Genomic DNA, 20,211 nt, shown 5'->3' on the forward strand with positions numbered 1-20,211 from the left:
TCGCCGCCCCCTTGCACATCGCTAGGCCAAATGGACCAGCTGCGCCCTAAAGGGCTTGTTGTGGCCAAATGGACCAGCTGCGCTTCGGCCAAGCCGGCCCGCCCTCTTCTAGCAAAGCCATCTCCGCCCAGAGCGCCTCGGCTGAGGGATGGTAGGGGGTGGCCGCAGGCCAGACCAAGCTTTTTGAGCAAAGCGAAAAAAGCGATGGGCCGAGCAGACCTGCGAGCCCCCGCAGAGCCCGACCCGAAGGCCCAAAGGGCCGAAGGGGCAGCCCCAAATTATCTTCCCCCTCCTAAAAAACAAAATCAATGAAATTCTCTTCGCTACTCTTTTTAGCCTTACTGCTTTTATTTGGACCAAAAAGTCAAGCCACGCATATTGTGGGCGGCGTCATTAGCTATGAATGCCTGGGGTTTAATAGCAGCACCCAAATGATGAGTATTCGACTCACCCTCAAGGTCTACCGAGATGCCATCAATGGGCAAGCCGGTTTTGATAACCCCGCTAGCCTAGGGATTTTTAGCGGAAGTAATAATTTGCTCTACCAAAACCTCAGTTTGACCAACCCTGTTATTACTACCGCCCCAATTGATCTGAGCAACCCCTGTTTGTCGGTCAGTCCCGGTAGTGTGGAGGTGGAAGAGGGGGTTTATACCACCACCATCAACCTGCCCTATGATGCCGATGGCTATTATATATCTTATCAGCGTTGTTGTCGGAACAACACCATCAATAACCTAGTGCAACCAGGTTCGGTAGGAGCCACCTACAGCATATTTTTGTCGGGCGCGGCCATGCTGTCCTGTAATAGCAGCCCTGCTTTCATCAACTATCCGCCCATTGTGATCTGCGCCAACCAACCCCTCGTTTTTGACCATGCAGCCACGGACCAAGATGGGCATACGCTTCGCTACTCTCTTTGTACGCCCTCTACAGGAGGCTCTTCATTGGCCCCAGCGCCCTCTCCCCCAGCGGCCCCGCCCTATGTCAATGTGCCTTTTTCCGCCGGCTTGTCGGCAACTAACCCCATGCCCGCCAACCCCGCCCTCAGCATTGACCCCAATACGGGCCTACTGACGGGAACGCCCACACAAATCGGGCAGTATGTAGTGGGGGTTTGTGTATCGGAGTTTGATGCCAATGGCAACCTCTTGAGTAGTACCTTAAGAGACTTTCAGTTTAATGTAGAGCCCTGTTTTTCTAACCTCAATGCCGCCATCTTTGCCGATTCTGTGAGTGCAAATGGCCAAGGATTTCTGCTCAATCAATGCGATGATAATACCTTTCGGTTTACCAACCAAAGTACAGCCAGCCCGCAGGGGCTCATTACCGCCTATGAGTGGTATTTTGATTTGAACAATGGCACAGCGGCCACTTCTTCCTTCAATAATCCCACTATTGTTTTTCCTGGCCCCGATGTTTATAATGGTTGGTTGGTGGCCAATCCGGGCCAAGTTGGCTGCACCGATACGGCTTATATTACCGTAGAGGTCTATCCGCCTATTTTTCCAAATTGGGGAGTGGTTATTGACTCTTGTAACCCCAGCGTGCCGCCCCTGCAGTTTATCGACTCGACGACTATTGGGGGGCCAGGAACCATTGCCCAATGGGATTGGGACTTTGGCGATGGGACGAGTAGCAACCAACAAAACCCCAACCATCTCTTCCCCAATGCAGGCCAATATCAGGTCAATTTGGTGGTTACGGACAGCAATGGCTGCGAGGAGCAAGTTGCCTTTCCTGTAGATTGGTACCCGCCTGCTATTCCACAATTTACCGTAGACGACCCCAATGGTTGTGAGCCGCATTATGCAACCTTTACGCATAGCTCCTTTCCCTTTACTTCAGCCTATCAGACCATTTGGGACTTTGGCGATGGGGACAGCTCCAATCTGAGTCCAACAGTGGGCCATGCCTACCCCAATCCGGGCCAATATGATGTTAGTTTGACCCATGTTTCGCCTTGGGGTTGTGTCAGTCAGGACCTACAGCCGCAACTCATAGAAGTTTATGAGGGGCCTACCGCAGCTTATAGCTACACTTATGACAGTTGTGAGTATGAAGCAGTAGATTTCTTTGATGCCTCTAGCCCCAATAGCCAGGGAGATGCTATTGTCAGTTGGAATTGGGACTTTATGGATGGAACCCTAGAAACGACCCAAAACAGCAGTCATTTATATGCTTTGGCGGGGAGCTATCCCGTTCAATTGGCCATTGCGGACATCAATGGCTGTACCGATACGATTTCGGATAGCATTCAATGGTATCCCAAGCCCGTAATTGATGTAACCTTAACGGATAACAGTGGTTGTCGGCCCTCTATCATTAGCTTTATCAACAACTCCTACCCCATTAATGGCTATAGCACCATTTGGGACTTTGGCGATGGGGCCTCGGATACGGCGGCTAGCCCCAGCCATATCTATACGCAGGCTGGGGTATACCCGATAGAATTGGTCATTACCTCTCCTTTGGGCTGTACCGATAATTTTTTGGATACCGTAGACATTTTTGAGTTGCCAACGGCCCAATTTAGTAGCAGTTTTGATCCTTGCGTCATTGGGGCCGTCAGTTTTGATGAACAGGCCCAGACCAACCCCGCAGGCACGCCCCTGCAATTTTGGCAATGGGACTTTGATGATGGGACCATTTTATCCGCCCAAGATACCAGCCATCTATATAATTTGGCGGGCGACTTTGAGGTCCAACTCATTGTAGAAGACACCAACAGCTGTCGAGATACAGTTGTACAGACTGTAGCCTGGCATCCTGCGCCCATTGTGGCCGTAGATGTTAGTGATAGTGTGGGTTGTGAGCCTTTGAATGTAGACTTTATCAATAACTCCTACCCGATTAACGGCTATAGCACCCAATGGAACTTTGGGGATGGGGGCAGCGATACCGCAGCCAGTCCCTCTTATATCTATCAACAGCCAGGAGCATATCAGGTCCATTTATACATCCTTTCCCCTACGGGTTGTACTGGCGACTTTTACGATACAATTGTGGTGCATGAAAACCCCAATGCCCAGTTTAGTTATAGTTTTGATTCTTGCGAATATACGGGGGTCTTCTTTAGCCAAGAATCAACAACTAATCTAGCAGGGGATAGCCTTCGCCTTTGGGATTGGGACTTTGGCAATGGGCAAACTGCGGTTTTATCTAGCCATCAGGATACCGTTATGAGTTATCCGCCTAGAGACAGCTACTACATCCAACTCATTGTAGAGGATATAAATGCTTGTAGAGATACGGCTATACAGCTTATGCCTTATTATCCTGCCCCAGTTTTTCCGGTCAATAGTCATTCGGCGGAGGCCTGTGTGCCAGTGGCAGTAACCTTTGATAATAATATATTGAATGATTATCCGGGCTACAGCTTCCTTTGGTCCTTTGGCGATGGCAATAGCACAACGGCTTTTGACAGCAACTATGTCTATGAGAACGGCGGGACCTACTACGCCAGCCTATTCGTCCGTACGGCTTCAGGTTGTGAGCAGACCTTCTATGACACCATTCAGGCGAATGGTTTGCCCGAGGCCCGTTTTGATAGTCGGTATGATGCCTGTGAAATTGGGGCCATGCGTTTCCGCAACCTCTCGGTGCCGAGTAATGAAGGTATTTTGACGCAGAGCTTCTGGAGTTTTGGGGATGGCAATAGCAGTACGGACCCCTTAGTGGATCATTTTTACAACTACCCTGACACGGGCTATTATGTGGTCCAATTGGAAGTAGAAGATGAAAACGGTTGTCAGGACCAAACCACCGATAGTGTATATTGGCGGCCCCAGCCCATCTTCCCGGTTGATTTGCGGCCGCTGCGACTTTGTGGTCCATCTACAGTGCCTATGCCTGAGGGCTACCCCTACCCTATTGAGGGCTACAGCTATAGTTGGGATTTGGGTGATGGTCGCCGAAGCAATGCCGCTCAGCCTGATTTGAGTTACAGCAGTTTTGGCAGTTATCCCTTGTCTTTGCAGGTCAATTCTGCTGCGGGCTGTGTAGACAGCTTTTCGGCCCAAATTGATATCTTAGAAGAGCCAGTAGCGGGTTTTAGCTTTGCGGCGGTTAATGGGGGCCAAATTTCCTTTCAAAACCCAGAGGTCCAGTTTACAGATCAATCGATGCGGGCCAACCTTTGGTCTTGGGACTTTGGCGATGGGCAGCAAGTATTGCAGCAAAACCCCATACACAACTATGCGGATACGGGCTTGTATTTGGTCCAGCAAGTGGTTTATCATCGCAATGGTTGCCCAGATACGGCCCAGGCGGTAGTGGATATTAGTCCGCAAATTACTTACTTCTTGCCCAATGCCTTTACGCCCAATGATGACGGCAAAAACGATGGTTATCGGGGCGAGGGCTACTTAGACTTTATCGAGCAATTTGATATGCGGATTTACAACCGCTGGGGCGAAGAAGTATTTCGGACGGCAGACCCCAGAGCCGAATGGAATGGGCGCATACAGAACAATGGGCGCAAATGCCAGGCGGGCGTTTATGTGGTGCAGGTCCAGATTTCGGGTGCCCGGGGCTTTAGAAAGGAAATTAAGGGCTTTGCCACTATTATTTACTAAAAGCTGGGGTTTTGGATGGGACAGGCCCAAAGGGCCGCAGGCTGAGGGGCTGTAGCAGGGCCGCGAAGCGGCAGACCGAGGCCGCAGGCCGAAGGGCCGAGCAGACCTGCGAGCTGCGTAATGGCCCGACCCGCCCGCAGGGCGGGGCAGCCCCAAAAAAATTTAAAAAAACTATAAAAAATGCTTATATTTGCCCCTCTAAACCCCAATCATCTCTCCATCTCAACTAAGAAGAAATAGATCTCTATATTTATGTTTAGCAATTTACAAGATAATTTAGATGCGGCCTTTAAGAACCTTTCGGGTGACGGTAAGTTGACCGAAATCAATGTGGCCACCTCCGTTAAAGCGATTCGCCGTGCATTGGTTGATGCCGATGTAAACTACAAGATTGCCAAATCTTTTACGGATAAGGTAAAGGATGAGGCCCTAGGAAAGCGCAACGTATTGAAATCGGTGCGGCCTGGTGATTTGATGGTTAAAATCGTTCAGGATGAGTTGGTTGAATTGATGGGTGGACAGGCTGTCGGGATTAACATCAAGGCCAATCCGGGTATTGTTTTGATTGCGGGTCTACAAGGTTCTGGTAAAACGACCTTTACGGGTAAGCTTTCTCGCCACTTGAAGAACAAGCGCAGCAAAAAAGTGATGGTGATTGCTTGTGACGTTTATCGTCCTGCGGCTATCAATCAGTTGGCGGTTGTTGCCGAGCAGGTGGGTGTTGACATCTACAAAGAGATGGACAATAAAAACCCGGTAGAGATTGCGCTAAACGGTATTGCCGAGGCCAAAAAAGGAAAATATGATGTCGTGATTGTCGATACTGCGGGTCGTTTGGCCGTAGATGAGGAGATGATGACGGAGATTGCTGCGGTAAAAGAAGCGATTCAGCCCACAGAGACGCTCTTTGTAGTGGATTCGATGACTGGACAGGATGCGGTAAACACGGCCAAGGCCTTTAACGATCGCATCAATTATGATGGGGTAGTTTTGACCAAATTGGACGGGGATACTCGTGGTGGTGCTGCTCTTTCGATCAAATATACCGTGGGTAAGCCGATCAAGTTTATCTCTATGGGAGAGAAAATGGACACCTTGGACATTTTCCACCCCGATCGTATGGCCCAGCGTATTTTGGGCATGGGAGATATCATTTCATTGGTAGAAAAGGCCCAAGAAGACTTTGATGAGAAGGAGGCTAAGCGCCTAGAGAAGAAGATTCGTAAGAATGAGTTTGACTTTAATGACTTCCTCAAGCAGTTGGCCCAAATTCGCAAGATGGGTAACCTCAAGAGCTTGATTGGAATGATTCCCGGTATGGGCAAGATTGCCAAGGACATTGACATTGACGACAATGCCTTTAATAAAATTGAGGCCATCATTCTTTCTATGACTCCTGAAGAGCGGGAAAATCCTGGCGTGATCAATGGTAGCCGCAAAAAGCGGATTGCCAAAGGAAGCGGAAACCGCGTAGAGGAGATCAATCAGTTTTTGCGTCAGTTTGAGCAAATGCGTAAGATGATGTTCCAGATGAGTAAGATGCAAGCGGGGGGCGGCAACATGCGCATGCCCAACATCCCTAGAGGATTCCGTTAGAAGATCTACCGACGATATACACTAAGAGCTGCCTTTGGGTGGCTCTTTTTTTTTGTAATTACAGGCAGAACTTATTATTTTCGGGACCTTTATTTGGGGCTGCCCCTGCGGCCTTCGGCCTTGGGTCGGGCCATTTCGCAGCTCGCAGGTCTGCTCGGCCCTGCAGCCCTACGGGCTTTGGTCTGCCGCCTTTGGCGGCCCTGCTACAGCCCCTCAGCCGCGTCGCTTCGCTCCTTGAGGCGGCTGCGCCGCCTAAAGGGCCCCCTTCTCTCCTCATCTTCTTTAGCAAAAGAAACTATGATTCAGTTTTCCTCTAAATTTCCATCGGCAGAGACCACTATATTCTCGGTCATGTCGGCCTTGGCCCAAAAGCATGAAGCCATCAACCTATCGCAGGGCTTTCCGAACTATCCGGTAGATCCTCGCTTGATTGAGCTGGTCCATAAATATATGTTGGCGGGTAAAAACCAATATGCGCCCATGGCTGGAGTGCCCGCGCTCAACCAGCGTTTGGCCCAAAAAATGGAATCCCTTTATGGGGCCAGTTATGATCCAGCTACAGAGATTACGATTACGGCAGGAGCTACAGAAGCTATCTTTTCCTCTATTATGGCCTTTGTTCGCCCAGGCGATGAGGTTATTATTATTGAGCCTGCCTATGATTGTTACCTGCCTGCCATTGAGTTGGCTGGGGCCAAGGCGGTGCCCTATGCCCTCAAAGCGCCAGATTGGGCCATAGATTGGGAAGAATTGGGCCAACTGATTACAGAGAAAACGCGGATGTTCATCATAAACAGTCCGCACAACCCCATTGGGCGCTGCTTTAGCGAAGAAGACATGCAGGCCCTGACTAATCTTTTGGCGCCAACCAACATCATTCTATTGAGTGATGAGGTCTATGAGCATATTGTCTTTGATGGGCAAAAGCATTTATCGGCCCTCTGCTATCCGGCTTTACGAGATCGGACCTTAGCGACTTATTCCTTTGGGAAAACCCTACACAGCACGGGTTGGAAAATGGGCTATGTAGTAGGAGCGGCTCGGCTCATGCGAGAATTTAGGATGGTCCATCAATTCAATGTCTTTTCGGCCAATACGGCTGTACAATACGCCATAGCCGAATATCTAGAAGATCCCAACACTTATTTGGGGCTATCCGCTTTCTTTCAGGCCAAGCGGGACCTCTTTTTGGACCTCATGAAAGATACGCCCTTTCAGTTTGAGCCCTCTGGGGGCAGTTATTTTCAGTTGGGGGATTATAGCCAGATCTCGGAGTTGAATGATGTAGACTTTGCCCGTTGGTTGACCATAGAAAAGGGCGTAGCGGTGATTCCGCTTTCTCCATTTTACAGCCAAGAGCAGCCCGATAATAAGGTGGTCCGTTTTTGTTTTGCCAAAACGGAGGAGACCTTGGTGGCTGCGGCCCAGCAATTGCAAAAGCTATAGGGCATTTTGGAGGGGACAGGCGGCGCAGCCGCCGCAGGCTGAGGGATAGTAGGCAGTGGCCGCAGGCCAGACCGAGCAGGCGAAGCCTGTGAAGGGCCGAGCGAACAGCGAGCTGCCGCATAGCCCGACCCGAAGGGGCAGCCCCAAAAAAGCATTGTCACAATTTTACAATTCTCAAAAGTTCTGCTTAACCTTTGATTAACGCCCATTAAGCGATATATTTTTTAGCTTTGTCGAAAGCCGACTAGATTGGCAAGGCAGTTTGTATTTCATACAGCTCTGTAGCAACAAGCATTTTCCTGTATTTTTTTATATCCATCATTATGTTAAGGACCCTATTTACTTTTTTGTCCCTCTTTGCCATTTTGGGCAGTTTATCGGCCCAAACGCCCGTTCGTTGGCGTCATGAGGCCAAAGCGCTAGGCAACGGGCAATACAGCATTACCTTTAAGGCCAAAATTGAAAAAGGCTGGTATGTTTATTCTCAGTACTTGCCCTCAGCAGATGGGCCAGTGGCCACCTCTGTCACGATTGAGGAGGGAGAATTTACGCCTGTGGGAAAAGCCAGTGAAAGCAGTAGCGATGCAGGGAATAAGAAATCGGGTTTTGACGAGATTTTTGAGATGCAAGTGACCAAATACAAGAACGACTTGCAGATTGTGAAGACCGTTTCGACGCCCAACAAGCAGCAGCATTTGGTCGGTTATTTGGAGTTTATGACCTGTAATGACCAAAGTTGTTTGCCTCCAACCAACTATGAATTTGACATTGACTTGGCGGCTTTGCCTCAGCCCAAGGCGGCCCAAGAGTCTACTGAAGATGGGAAATCGGGCCAAGTTGCCCCCAAAGCAAAAGATGCTTCCAATACAACGGCCCAGCTAGATCCAGCTGCGGGAATGCCCAAAGAAGAAGTAACTGTAGAGGAAACAGCGCCGAATAACAGCGCTGTAGAGGGGCAGCCCATTAGCTGGAGCTATGAAAAGCGTTTGATTGAAGGGAACAGCTATGAGCTCATCTTTAGAGCAGAAATGACTGAGGGCTGGCATACCTACTCGCAGTTTTTGGAGCGAGAAGACGGTCCAGTAGCGACCAAACTCAACTTTGTAGAAGGCGATCACTTCAAGCTACTTTCTGGTCCCACAGAAAGCACGATTGACCCTAAAAACAAGCTCTCGGGTTTTGATCCGCTTTTTGATATGAAGCTGACCAAATACAAAAACCAACTCGAGATTCGACAGCGGGTAGAAGTATTGGACAGCAGCAAGGCCCTAGAGGGCTTTTTGACCTATATGATTTGTGATAAGGAGCAATGTTTGCCGCCTACCGATTTGGAATTTAGCTTTTTTAAGGCCGCAGCGGCAACTACGGCCAAACTCGATCCGGACAAAGTATTGACGGGCATTGATCGCCCCGATATTCGCAGCAGCTTAAAAACCGCTGCGGCTCGTGGGAACTGTGGGACTGAGGTAGAAAGTGCCAACCTCAGCCTTTGGATGATTTTCTTCTTTGGCTTTATTGGGGGATTATTTGCCTTATTGACGCCCTGCGTTTTTCCGATGATTCCGCTGACGGTTTCTTTCTTTACCAAGCGCAGCCAATCTAAGGCCGAGGGGATTCGCAATGCGACCATTTACGGCCTTTCTATCATTGGTATCTATGTAGCTTTGGGGATGTTTGTTACGGTTGTATTTGGAGAAAATGCCTTGAACTGGTTATCTACCCACTGGATTCCCAACCTGAGCTTTTTTATTCTTTTCATTGCTTTTGCCATTTCTTTCTTTGGCTACTATGAAATTACGCTGCCCTCTTCTTGGTCCAATGGAACGGATAAAGCGGCCGACCGTGGTGGCTTGCTAGGTATTTTCTTTATGGCCTTTACGCTTTCTTTGGTGTCTTTCTCTTGTACGGGTCCTATTATTGGGACGCTTTTGGTACAAGCTGCAGAGGGTGGCCAATTGGCTCCGGCGGTAGGGATGCTTGGATTTTCTTCTGCTTTGGCCCTTCCTTTTGCGCTCTTCTCGGCCTTTCCGGGTTGGCTCAACTCTTTGCCCCGCTCTGGTGGCTGGATGAATGTGGTCAAGGTAGTTTTGGGTTTTGTGGAGGTCGCCTTGGCCTTCAAATTCCTTTCTAAGGCCGATATGACCATGCATTGGGAGCTGCTCAAATATGAAACCTTTTTGGGGATTTATGTGGTGGTAGCTTTTGCTATGGGGATTTACCTTTTGGGCTTTATTCGTTTTCCACATGATATGAAAGGCGCTAAAATTGGCCTTCCCCGCAAAGGCTTGGGCTTGTTTAGCATTGCTTTGGCCACTTATTTTGCCCTAGGCTTTACGGTAGATGAAAAAACGGGGACTTATGCCACACCTCCTATTATGAGTGGATTGGCTCCTCCTGCCTGCTACTCTTACTATCATCCTTGCGACTGTCCCGCTGGACTACAAAACTGTTTTCACGATTATGAAGAAGGCTTGGCTTATGCTAGAGAGCAGAAGTTGCCTATCATGATTGACTTTACGGGTTATGGCTGTGAAAACTGCCGTAAGATGGAAGACCAAGTTTGGGTTAAGCCCGAAATCAATAAAATTTTGAATGAAGAATATGTGCTCATTTCGCTCTATGTAGATGATCGCACAAAATTAGAGAAGACCCTTATCGCTCCCGATGGCCAGAAGATTCGGAATGTGGGTAATAAGTGGGCGGCCTTCGAGCGCCTCAACTTTGGCCAAGTTTCTCAGCCGCTATATGTGCTGATGGCCCCCGATGAGACCATCCTCAATACCCCTGTGGGCGCTGTCTTTGATGCCGATAAATATCAGGAATTTTTGGAGTGCGGATTAAACAATTATGCACTTTGGGGCAAGGGAGAGTTAAAATAGCTTGAGCTTGTTGACAAAAAAGCCCTGCTCTTTGGAGCAGGGCTTTTCTGTTTTTGGGCCTTATTTATTTATCACCGAATTACAGGATTCGTATTTGACATATTTGCCTAACTTTTTGTGGCCCTGCAAAATATTGATTTCCGTCATGGCCTGATAGACCCCTCTTTGGTGGGCCATACAAAGGTACTGCATGGCTTTGATGCACATCTCTTTGCGTTGTTTCTTGCCATTGCCAAAAAGGCCGCGGCGGTCTTCGGCCATCTCGATCAGGCTGGCGGCAATTTGCATATACTCTCTATTGATTTGATCATTGACCGCTTGGTTTTGTTTTTGGGCCTGCTTCACTTGATCTTCAATCTGCCGCAATCTGTTTTCGGCTTCTTGGACTGTAGCTTGGGCGGCCTGCAAATCATTAGATTGTCGTTCAATCTTGGCTGTTTTAGTCGCATTTTCTTCTCGGAGCGTGCTATTTTCGACCTCCAGTTCTTCTACTCTACCGCTCAGGCGGTTAATTTCTGCTTGTTGTTCGGAGAGCAATTTTTTCTGGGCCGCAATACTTCTACGCAGGCCGGCATTATTCAGTAAACTGGATTGCGATTTGGCCAAATCGGCTTCTAGGCGTTCAATTTTGGCAGTGCTGGCCTTAATGATCTCTTCAATATTGCCTAGGCGTTCTGCCTGAGAGGCATCAGAGAGGTCAATGCCCCCGGCTTCTAGGCCTTCTTGGGCGGCGGTATAATCTAGCACCTGCTCAATAGCCTCGTCAATTTCGGTCATTTCTTGGCCCATTTCGGCCAGCAGGATACTATCTTGACGGATACGGTCATTGAGTTGGCTAATTTCGGCGGCCTGTTCATTGGCACAGCCAAGCAGCAATAGCGAAAGGGCCAAACTAGCCCCAAAAAAGGTCTTTTTCATCTGTTGGTTATTTTAAGTAAAAAATTACAATGCTTTTAGGCTCGCTTTGGGCAAATCGAAGTGGAGCTTTCCAGCTTCTAGGCGGTAGCTTCCTTGGCCCAAGCCTTCGAGCTCTAGGGTTTGCCCCTCAAAGCGGAGCTCGCCTTTTAGGTGGCTTTTGGCCCGCCCAAACACCTTATACTGAAAGCTAATTCCCTGCTCATGTTTCTCTTGGCTTTGGATGCGGATACGGCGCAGACGGCCATTGATTTTCCCTTGAAACTGAATGGGCAAACTGCTCAAAGGAGCGCTAGTTGCTGCCTTAGGGCTAGGCGTTTTTTCTGCTTTGGCGGGCGTTTCTTTTTCTTGGGCTTCGGGCCAATCTTCGGCCAGCAGGCGTTCTTGGCTATTGGCAGAAATGCGCAGGCGGCTGCTGTCTTTACTCCAGCGCAGCTCTTCTAATTGAAGCACAAATTTGGGCCGCAGGCAATAGGCTTCTAGCGACTCGAAAAGCAGGCCTTCCGTTTCCGAGATGGCCAAAGTAAAATCAGTTTTGGGGTAAGCTTGGCGCAGGCAGGCAAAGGTTTTATAGCGTTCTTCGGGCAGCAATTGGTGCATTTTGGGCAGATTTTCTTGCAGTTGTTCTAGAGAGTTTGGCCCACAATCTTGGGCATAGCTAGCCGCAATATGCTGCAGTTCTTTTTTTGCTGTTTTTGCCTTTGTTTTTGGCCAAAATTGCAGGCCCAAAAAGAGCAGTAGACCCAGGCCCAAAGCGCCGCCGGCCCAGGGCGCTATTTTGCGCAAAAGGGGAGCATAATCTTTTTTAGGGGGAACCACCTCTAGGGTTTGCTGCACCAATTCGCCGGGATTTTCGCCCCAAACCTTGAGCTCATAGGATTGAGCTTGGGTGGGCAGATCGAGCAAAATTTGTTCTCTTTGCAGGGGAATTTCTTCGCCATTGAGGCTTATTTTTTTGGCCCCGCTCAGTTGCCAGCTCAGCTGTAGTTGCTGGCCCAAAAACTGCTGCGAAAAAGAGAGGATTTGGGGAGCGGGATAGACCAGCAGCCGTTCTGTCGTCTGAATATTAGAGTCTAAATTGAGGGCAATGAGCACAAAATTATAGGTTTTTTTGGGGTCTCTTCTGGCCTTATATTGCTGCTCAAAATGGAAATTGCCAATAGATTGTAGCTGAATGCTATGGGCATTTTCGGTGGTCCAGCTCAGTAGAATCTGATCGGCATCTAGTTGGTCCAACTCAAAAGAGAGGATTTTAGGTACATTATTCATTTGTGTTTTATTTCTTTTGTTTTGGGGCTGCCCCGCCCTACGGTCGGGTCGGGCTGTGTCGGGGCTCGCAGGGATGCTCGGCCCTGCGCTTTTTCGCTATGCTCAAAAGCTGGGTCTGCGGCTGCGCCGCCCCCCTATCCATCCCTCAGCCGAGGCGGCTGCGCCGCCTAATGAGGGCCAATCTACTTTCTCTGCGTAAAAATACGGAAGAAACAAATAAAATTTTGATTTTTTCAGTAAGTTTGGGAGGAAAAGATATTGCGTTTTGCAGGCGGCGAAGCCGCCGCAGGCTTAGCTGCCTGTAAGGGTGCCCCAAAGGGGCAGACCGAGGCGGGCCCAGCCCGCCGAGGGCCGAGCAGACCTGCGAGCCCTGCAAGGGAGCGACCTGAGCGAAGCGAGGGGAAGCCCCAAAAAATAACAAAAAAGACTATAAACATTCCCATGAACGTAAAGAAATACAGTCCCCTTTTATTGGCGGCCTTGGGCCTAACGGCCTGTGGTGGCGGGGGTGATGCTGCCCTAGAATCTGCCATTCGGAAAGCCCTAAAAGATGGGCAAGTGACTACAGAAGAGTGGCAAGACTTGCAAGCGCAATCGGCCAATGGGCCTTATTCTGATTGTGCAAAATTATTGACATTGGTAGAGCAAGTGAACGCCAATGTTCGGCAAAAAGCGGAGCAACTGCCCAGTTGTGAGTCGGTTAAGAAAGCGGAGCAAAAAACGGCCCTATCCTTTGCCCTATTTGTGGAGAACTCGAACAGCATGATGGGCTATTTTACGGGCAATACGGCCTTTAAGGACGCCATGATGGATTTGGGGAGTCGGATAGAGGATAAGGGAAAAAAGAACGACTACTACTTTATTAATGATCAGCCGCATAAAATTGGGCAAGACTACGAGGAATTCATTCAGAAAATGGACCGTAAAACGGCCATAAAAGTGGGGAACATCCGTATTTCTAAGCTCGATGAGATGTTGGGCGAGGCGGTTCGGCAAGTAACCGAAGAGGGAAAAACGGCCATTTTGGCCTCTGATTTTATTTATGATGTGAATCGACAGAACCCCAAGGATGCTTTTCCAAAATTGAAATACTCGATTAAGGGGAAGTTGCAGAAATTGAGAGAGCGGGGTGATTATGGCCTACTTTTGCTCAAGATGAGCTCCTTATATGATGGCAAATACTATGATTATCAGGATCGGCCCACGAGCATTAAGGAAGAGCGGCCTTATTACATTTGCATTTTGGGCAAAAACGCTCAATTGCAAGAAATGTACTTGCATTATGACTTGAAGAGCATTCGGGGTTTTGAGGAAGCGATTATTTTTTATCAGCCAGATGGACAGGCCTATTATCATTCGGTTTTGGGGCAGAGCTATAAGGCGGGGCAATTTTCTCGGCCAAGAGGGCAAGAATTGATTCAGGCCATAGAAAAGCCGGAGCTAGACAAGCGCAGCGGTAGTTTTGAGATGGCCCTAGCGGTAGATCTTAGTACATTGCCTGCGCCTGCTTCTTATGCTTTGGACAAGCTAAATTACTCGGTTGATGGCGGAAACTTTAGCATTAAGGAGATTTTGCCCCTAGCAACTGCTGAAATTCATAAAAATGATCAGCGATATTTGGGGACTGCCAGCCATATTTTTATTTTAGAGAGTTCGGAATTACCCAAAGATAATTTCGAGATCAAACTAGCGCTCAAAAAGCAGTTGCCTGCTTGGGTAGCCGCTGCACATACCGAAGACGACCGTAAAATTAAGGAGCAAATGGATAAAACCTTGGGCCTTCAGTATTGGGTTTCTGGCATTTCGGAAGCCTTTAATGAGTTGGGCGAGGATAACCACTATTTTCAAATAAAGCTTGCTGTAAGCAACTAAAGACTAAACAATGAACGGATTTTTTGCAAAAATGATCGAGCTGATTTACAGTTCACAAATGACCAATGACCTTTACGATAACAACATATATGGCGTAGCGGGTTTGGTGATGATCTTGGTGCCTGTTTTAGGGGCCCTTATTTTTTACTTTGGCTTTGACAAAGCGCGTTATGTGGGTTGGAAAGCCTGGGCCCTAAGTTTTTTGCTCAGCATTTTGACTTGTTTTTTGATTTGTTGGCTTTGGCCACAATCGGCCATGGGCAAAGCGGGTTTAGACTATGCGAGTAGCGAGTACGTCTACTTTTCGGCCATCACCTCTATTTATTCGGTGATTATTTTTATGATTTGCACCTTTGTCTTCCGTTTTCGGACCACCAACCTACTTCACTCTCCTTTTTAGGCTTTAGGGCCACTAAAAACCTCATTCATGGATCGTTTATTTTTATTTTGTATTGGCGGAACGGGCTCTCGGGTCTTGCGTTCTTTAGTCCATTTACTTGCTGCGGGGGTAGAGCTGCCTGTCCGCGAATTGATTCCCATTATTATTGACCCCGACAAAGAGAACGGCAATGTCGAGCAAAGCATCAAATTGCTCAATGCCTATCAGGAAATACGAGACAAGGCCCATTCTGCGGGCAGTAGTTTTTTCAAGACCTCCATTCGCCGCCTCTCCGAGGTAGTTGATGGCGATATTGCTGGCCTGAGCAATGAGTTTCGGGCGGGGGCCCAAACGGGCGAGCGGCAGACCTTCAAGGACTTTTTGGAGTTTGACAGCATGGATGCGGCCACTCGTTCTTTGCTTCAGCTCTTGTATAGCGAGCGCGACAATTTGCAGTCGGATCTCAGCATTGGCTTTAAGGGCAATCCGCATATGGGGACCGTAGTGCTGAATAAATTTCAGGAATCGGCCGATTTTCGGGCCTTTGTCAATATGGTCTCAGATAACGACCGCATTTTTATTGTCAGTTCTATTTTTGGCGGAACGGGAGCCGCAGGTTTTCCGCTTTTGGTCAAAAATATCCGCCATCCGCATAGCGATTACCAAAGTAAGCAGGCCACCCTCAAGCAGGTCCCTTTGGGCGCCCTGACGATGCTCCCTTATTTTGGGGTAGAAAGCAAGCCGGGCAGCCCTATTCAGAACACCTTTATGGGCAAAACTAAGTCGGCCCTTTCTTTTTATGGCGATGACCTTCGGGGCATCAACAGCCTCTATTATTTGGGCGATGACCACCAAAAAGAGGTCGATAATCAGCCTGGGGGCGCTAGCCAACAGAACCGCGCTCATTTTGCCGAGTTGGTGGCCGCTTTGGCCGTTATTGATTTTGCCAAAACGCCTCAGGATCGCCTAAAAACCAATGCAGAGGGTATTGCTTTACAGCCTTCTTTTAAAGAATTTGGCCTGTTGGTCGATGAAAATAACCCCGACCAATTGAGTTTGCGCAATCTTGCGTCTAGCAGCAGGCAGCAAATTGGTCCGCAGCTCATCAAAATGTACTATGCGCTTTTGTTTGCCAAAAACCAATTGGCCGAGTCGCTAGCCACCAAAAACCATCCTTTTGTCAAGGGCAGCACGGGGGTTCCGCTCAGTCCTTCGCTCATCAATGCGCCCTTTTTTGCCGATCGGCTCAACCCTTACTTTACCCAATTTCACGATTGGCTCATCGAATTGGCCCAAAATAGCCGCGCCTTTGCCCCTTTCAATCTACAAACCGAGGCCCTAGACGCCAAAGTAGTGGGGGTCGAGCAACTCAAGAAAGGCTTTTTCAGAAAAACTTCGGATTGGGATTATGCCGTTTTTGAGGGCTACCTCAATGATGTAGAAAGCAAGATGGGCGGGCTCTCTGCCGAGCAGAAACTACTGGCCCTCCTCTCTCAAGGAACCGAAGAGCTCTATAAAGAACGCATCCAAACGGGTTTGTTGGGCTAATTTTTTTGGGGCTTCCGCAGCAAGCTGCGGCGCTACGTTTCGGGGCTCGCTATTCGCTCGGCCCTTCGCTTTTCGCTGCGCTCAAAGCTCGGTCTGGCCTGACGGCCACCCCTGCACATCGCTAAGCCGTTTTGGCCCAAGGGCCAATATGGGCGGGCAGCAATATTTAAAACGACCATCACAAGATAGATACAGATGAATTTAAAAGAAGAAGTACTGCGTTTGCATTCGGCCAATCAGGTAGGCAGCGACTGGCATGAAACGGGCAAAATGCACGATAGCCAAATTGAACAGATTAAAGACCCTTCTGGGGAACATCATAATATTGCCATTACCTCTATTCCTTCGCCTTTTGCGCGCATCCACCTCACAGAAAATGCCTTTGAGCGGGTGCACAAAATGGCCGATTTAGATCCCTCTCGCTTACATGGCAACAGCATCCACCACCGCCTTATTTCCGAGGCCCTAGATGTGGCCCAACTCTTTTTTGAGTATGATAATGTACGGGCCCGAAATATGGAGGTAGATATTGTTCGCTGGAATATTGAAGATAATATTGCCGCTCTCAATCGCAATCCCAAACATGCCGTTTTGGGCCATGCCTTAGAGCTATTTATTAAGAACTCGGCCAAAAACTCGGGACTTTCGCTCCTCCAAGATATTTATATCTTGCGCTGGAACTACCTGCCCGTGGGCGGTACCTGCGCCTCTACCCTATTCTTTTCTTCGCCCAATATTCCAGACCCCAAAGAACAGGGCCAACAAATCGTCTTTGGAGAAGACAGTTTATTTGACAATAGCTTTTGTCCGCTCTACAATCGAGAAAAAGACTTTATTCGCTACCTCTATCAATTGTTTTATCGCTACCCGAGCCTAAAACAAAGCGCCAACCTGATGTGGAAATACATGGAGGTTAGTCTGCGCCAAATTAACCGTACCGATCCAGACCTCTTTAAAGAGCTCAAGGCCCTAGAAAATAAACTGGAGGATACCCTGCGCCAAGATATGGACCGCAGCTATAGCATCGCCAATTTTGCCGGCCCCAATACCCAAATCGAAATTCTTCCCGATGTCGTTTTGTACAAACGCAAAGAAGGAGAAAGCAGCGCAGAAACCGACTTTGCCATTGGCTCCTTTAGCCAGCCTGGAGAAGTAAACCAAAAATATAATCAGCTGCATCCCGAGCAAAAAGTGCCGCTTCTTTTACAAGATAAATTGCAAGCGAGCTTGCTCTATATGGGCAGCCGCTGGCGCTTTGAGACCAAAGTCCCCCCAGTGGACCACAAGCCATTGCAAGAGCGTCAGCTGCCCGATATTAACAATAAATACCCCTATCTCACTATTTCTGATTTCTTAGAAGACTATCTACTCGAGCTGCCCTTTGAGGCCGAACAGGATAGCTTCTTCATGGGGCATTTACTCAACTTTAACCTTACCGACCGAGCACAGGCCATTTTGGGAGACCGCCACTTTGCGCTCCCCATTAAGCCTTTGTTCTTCTCCTTTTTCGAGCCAGAAGACCTCATGCGGCAACTGCCCGATGGGCGGCCCGTCTTTAGTATCGAAAAACTGAGTAGCTCTTCTTTTAAGGTCAATCTGCGCCTGCCTATTAGCAAAAACAACCAGTTTTTGAACCTAGAGCGCATCTATTACCGCAATGCAGAACCCCATATTGATGCTCAGCACAATGATGGCGCTATCCGAAGCAGCCAACTCAATCTAGCCATTATGCCGCTGCTCCAAACAGCCAAGCATCTTCGGGTTGGTTTGGTCGATATTGAACATAAGGATTATGACATTAAGTTCTTTAAGGCGAGCCAAGAGGTGCACTTGCAAAATGTAAAAGAACAAAAACGAAGCTTAGGCAGTACAGGCGCTCTAGCTAGCTCGCAATACTTTGCCCTACAAGAACCCTTTGACTATTTACAACTTGTACAAGAAGGCCGCTATCCCGCTATTATTTTGCCCAAATGGCGAAAAGTAGCCAACCAAAGTAAGTCTTTTAGCTTTGCCATTGACTTTGGGACCACCAATACGCATATTGAATACTCGGAGGGACATGGTAACCCCAAAACCTTCGATATTGGAAAAAATGATGCTCAATTGGCCCAACTCAATAACCAAGAGTATCGCCTGAGCTTCCCAGAACTCAATAGTTACTTCCTCAAAGAACTCCTCCCCCTAGAAATTGGTGGAGAATACCACTTCCCTTCTAGAACCGCACTCACAGAAAGACAAAACCTAAACTGGCAACAGGCTGCACAAAGCTACCTAGACTATAACCCCACCCTCTATTTTGAACAAGATAGTAGCCTGCCCCAATCTAAAATTATTACCAACCTCAAATGGGGAGACCTGAGCGGAAACTCCGATGAGGGCCAAAGAAGAGTGCGCGCCTACCTCGAGTCACTCATGTTTATGATTCATAATAAGGTGCTGCTCAATGGTGGCGACCTCAATAAAGTAGAACTCCTCTGGTTCTACCCCTCTAGCATGAGCCGAAGAAGCAAAAGTGAGCTCCGCCGAAATTGGGAAGACCTCGCCAAAGCCTACCTTGGCCCAAATGCCAAAATTAGCGACCTTCCCGAATCAGAAGCTCCCTACTACGAACATGCAGATACAGCTATCGGTAGCCAACCCTCTGTAAATATCGATATTGGTGGAGGAACGACCGATGTACAAGTTTTTGAAAAAGGACAACCTACTTTCCATACCTCATTCCGCTTTGCTGGAGATACCCTCTTTGGTAATGGCTATGGTAGACAGCAATCTTTAGAAAATGGCTTTGTCAAGGCCTTCTCTAACCAAGTAGAAAACTACCTAGATGCCAATCCCGAACTAGGCCGCTTTATGAGCGTCTACCAACAACTTAGCGATCCCGCCAAAGGACGCTCTGCCGACCTCAATAGCTTTTTCTTCTCCCTAGAAGGAAATATCCGCAATACAAATCCAGACCTACACTTCTCTTTTGCCGAAAAACTCCGACAAGATGAAGACTTTAGTATTGCTTTCTATACCTTCCACTTGGCCATTTTGTACCATACAGCCTGCTGGATGAAGGAACAAAAGTTAGAGATGCCACAGTATATTTTCTATTCAGGGAATACCTCCAAAAGCTTAGACTATTTGGATAATGACCCCAGAAAAGAATTACTAGAAGAATTGGCCGGACGGGTCTTTGAAAGAGTGTACCAAAAAGAATATGGCCACATTCGTCTAGAATTAAGAGTAAGTAGCCAACCTAAGGAGGCCACCTGTAAAGGCGGACTCAAACTTCTCCGCCACCAGAACCGTAATAGTGGGCGCATCTCTTCTACCGTTCTTTTGTCTAGTCATGCTATGTTGCTCGGAGATCGAACGGGTCCCCGCCTCACTTATAATCAAATGATTGAGGATAAGGAGCGAAACTTCAAGGAAGGGGCCCTCAAGTCTTATCTAGATTTTGTCGACCTTATTCTAGACCTCGGCTATGAGTTCCGCTGGTCCGATTTAGGTATCCCCGTCGGAAAAATCCAAGACTACAAGCAGGTCCTTTCTTATAATCTAGAGGCCTTCTATGAAGCTGGACTAAGAGAACGGCTCCAACTCACTGATCCCGCAGACCTCATTGAGGAAACCCTCTTTTTCTACCCCCTAGTTGGGGCCCTGCACCGCCTTATTTTGGAGATTGGAAATAAGCGCATCTAAATACAATGGAGCGCTGGCCCTCAGGGCCAGCGCTCTCCCAAAC

10 protein-coding genes are annotated in these 20,211 nt (G+C 48.3%); 8 read left to right on the forward strand and 2 right to left on the reverse strand.

Going from position 1 to position 20,211, the window contains the following annotated elements:
* The first annotated feature begins 308 nt into the window (after positions 1–308).
* The 4 genes from SAPGRDRAFT_RS02320 (at position 309) to SAPGRDRAFT_RS02345 (ending at position 10,498) form a co-directional block, all read left to right on the forward strand.
* Positions 309–4,577 carry a PKD domain-containing protein gene (locus SAPGRDRAFT_RS02320; RefSeq protein WP_002656872.1) on the forward strand — a complete coding sequence of 1,423 codons (4,269 nt, stop codon included), beginning with the start codon at positions 309–311 and terminating at the stop codon, positions 4,575–4,577.
* A 252-nt stretch (positions 4,578–4,829) separates the two neighbouring features.
* Positions 4,830–6,173 (forward strand): signal recognition particle protein, encoded by a 1,344-nt coding sequence (ffh, locus tag SAPGRDRAFT_RS02330; RefSeq protein ID WP_002656873.1) that lies wholly within the window; start codon positions 4,830–4,832, stop codon positions 6,171–6,173.
* Between the two features lie 297 nt (positions 6,174–6,470).
* Positions 6,471–7,619: a methionine aminotransferase gene (locus tag SAPGRDRAFT_RS02340; protein WP_002656876.1), complete on the forward strand. Its 1,149-nt coding sequence runs from the start codon at positions 6,471–6,473 to the stop codon at positions 7,617–7,619.
* A gap of 323 nt (positions 7,620–7,942) precedes the next feature.
* Positions 7,943–10,498: a protein-disulfide reductase DsbD family protein gene (locus SAPGRDRAFT_RS02345; protein ID WP_002656877.1), complete on the forward strand. Its 2,556-nt coding sequence runs from the start codon at positions 7,943–7,945 to the stop codon at positions 10,496–10,498.
* 60 nt (positions 10,499–10,558) lie between these two features.
* On the opposite strand, the gene SAPGRDRAFT_RS02350 is transcribed toward SAPGRDRAFT_RS02345, so the two are convergent.
* Positions 10,559–11,416: a hypothetical protein gene (locus tag SAPGRDRAFT_RS02350; protein WP_002656879.1), complete on the reverse strand. Its 858-nt coding sequence runs from the start codon at positions 11,414–11,416 to the stop codon at positions 10,559–10,561.
* A gap of 24 nt (positions 11,417–11,440) precedes the next feature.
* On the reverse strand, positions 11,441–12,682 hold the full coding sequence (locus SAPGRDRAFT_RS02355; protein WP_002656881.1) for a hypothetical protein: 1,242 nt from the start codon (positions 12,680–12,682) through the stop codon (positions 11,441–11,443).
* A gap of 441 nt (positions 12,683–13,123) precedes the next feature.
* On the opposite strand from SAPGRDRAFT_RS02355, the gene SAPGRDRAFT_RS02365 reads away from it, so the two are divergent.
* From SAPGRDRAFT_RS02365 to SAPGRDRAFT_RS02380, 4 genes are all read left to right on the forward strand, one after another.
* Positions 13,124–14,554 carry a hypothetical protein gene (locus tag SAPGRDRAFT_RS02365; protein WP_002656883.1) on the forward strand — a complete coding sequence of 477 codons (1,431 nt, stop codon included), beginning with the start codon at positions 13,124–13,126 and terminating at the stop codon, positions 14,552–14,554.
* Positions 14,555–14,564: 10 nt separating this feature from the next.
* The gene (locus SAPGRDRAFT_RS02370; protein WP_002656885.1) at positions 14,565–14,954 is read left to right on the forward strand and encodes a hypothetical protein; all 390 of its coding nucleotides are present in this window, start codon (positions 14,565–14,567) and stop codon (positions 14,952–14,954) included.
* Positions 14,955–14,981: 27 nt separating this feature from the next.
* On the forward strand, positions 14,982–16,481 hold the full coding sequence (locus SAPGRDRAFT_RS02375; protein WP_002656887.1) for a hypothetical protein: 1,500 nt from the start codon (positions 14,982–14,984) through the stop codon (positions 16,479–16,481).
* 195 nt (positions 16,482–16,676) lie between these two features.
* A complete protein-coding gene (locus SAPGRDRAFT_RS02380) occupies positions 16,677–20,168 on the forward strand; it encodes a hypothetical protein (RefSeq protein ID WP_002656889.1) in 3,492 nt (1,163 codons plus the stop codon).
* Positions 20,169–20,211: the final 43 nt, after the last annotated feature.

This window comes from Saprospira grandis DSM 2844 (genome assembly GCF_000275825.1).
GTDB classification, from domain to species: Bacteria; Bacteroidota; Bacteroidia; order Chitinophagales; family Saprospiraceae; genus Saprospira; species Saprospira grandis_A.